General features: G+C 73.3%; 1 protein-coding gene. It reads right to left on the bottom strand.

Annotated features, from left to right (window positions below; translation table 11 throughout):
• The coding region (locus GT354_RS16665; protein ID WP_237535004.1) for a tetratricopeptide repeat protein at positions 1-767 on the bottom strand (767 nt) is incomplete at its 3' end.
• Positions 768-1412: the final 645 nt, after the last annotated feature.

Here is a 1412-nt window from a genome sequence, read left to right as displayed (position 1 = left end):
GAGCCGCGACTCGCGGGCGGGCCGGCCAGGCGGGCGGTCATCCCGCCGTACTCGTCGAGCGGTTCGCCCGCCGCGAGCGAGGACAGCCGGGCGGCGGTGTCCATGAACGACGGGTCCGCCTGGTGGACGGCGCGATACAGCGGCAGGGCGGCGGGGGTGCGGCCGGTCTCCTCGTACGCGCGGGCGAGCCAGTAGCGCAGTTCCTTGCGCTGCGGGTGCTCGGAGCGGCAGCGCACGAGCGCCGTCGCGAGCACCTGCTCGGCCTTGGCGTACAGGCCCAGCCGGACCCGGGCCATGCCCGCGAACAGGCCCGCCTCGACGCCCAGGAGCGCGTCGTCGTCCAAGCCCGCGGTGTGCCGCAGGAGTTGCTGCCAGTCCTTGCCCAGGTAGGCCCGGCAGGCCAACAGGAAGCGCGTCGCGGCGTCCTGTTCGGGGGGCGGGCACAGCGCGAGCGCGGCGTCGAGCTCGGCCAGGTGGCGGCCGTCGAGCCAGTGCGACGCGTGCGCGAGCGAGAGGTCGCGTGGGGTCTCCAGGACCAGTTGCACCCACCAGCCCAGCCAATACCACGAGTTCAGCGGCCGCCCGTACTTGGCGCGTTGTTCGCCGAAGCGCTCGCGGTGGGTGTGCATGGCCACCACCGCGACGGCCACGTCCACTTTGAGCGCGTGCAACCCCAGCCACGCGTCGGCCATTCCGGGATCGTCCTCCACGGCCGCCCGGAACTGCACCTCCGCCTGTTGGTACTCGCCGGCGACATAGGCGTCCATCCCGCGCAACCAGGCCAGTTCGGCCGGGCTTCCGGTACGTGCGCCACGTTCGGTCTGTCCCACGGTGGACCCCCCTTCCCCCGGGTCGATCCCTCCCGCGTCCCCACGTCTCCGAGAGGAGTCCGAGACGTCCCCGAGGGGAGTTCGAGAGGATTCCGACCCGCCTGCCGATGACCCGGTGCGCTCATTCCCCGCCGCCGTCCGAGTCGCCGTCCGCGCCTGTGTCGGCGACGACTCTTACAGCTTCTCCCGTTACGCTGCCCGCCACGCGCGCAATGGTCACGGATGGTGTCCGCACCGCCACGCGTTCGTTCCCCCGCGCATCGTACCGAGCGGGGCTGCGCAATCCGAGAGGCGAATGATTTTTCGGACGGCGGGAGAGAGGGCGTTCGGGGCGGGGAGGGACGGTCGCGGACGGGTGCGGGCGAGTGAGAGTGGCGGTGCGCCGCCTCGGTTCGGTGTGGGCGGGCGTACACGGTCGCGTGCGCACGCGGCCGGGGGCGTTGGGGGTTGTACAGGTGTGAGCGAACGCGCGCGGCCCGGTGGCGGGGCGGTGAGTCGCGCCGGGGCCGCGCGTGCGCCAGGGGTACGCGCCTGTGCTTCGATCCGATGTCGCGGCGCGGTGGGCGGTGCCGGCGCGGCGGA

Source organism: Streptomyces sp. SID3343 (assembly GCF_009865215.1).
In the GTDB taxonomy this organism is placed as follows: Bacteria; Actinomycetota; Actinomycetes; order Streptomycetales; family Streptomycetaceae; genus Embleya.
This window is presented reverse-complemented; position numbering and strand designations above follow the sequence as displayed.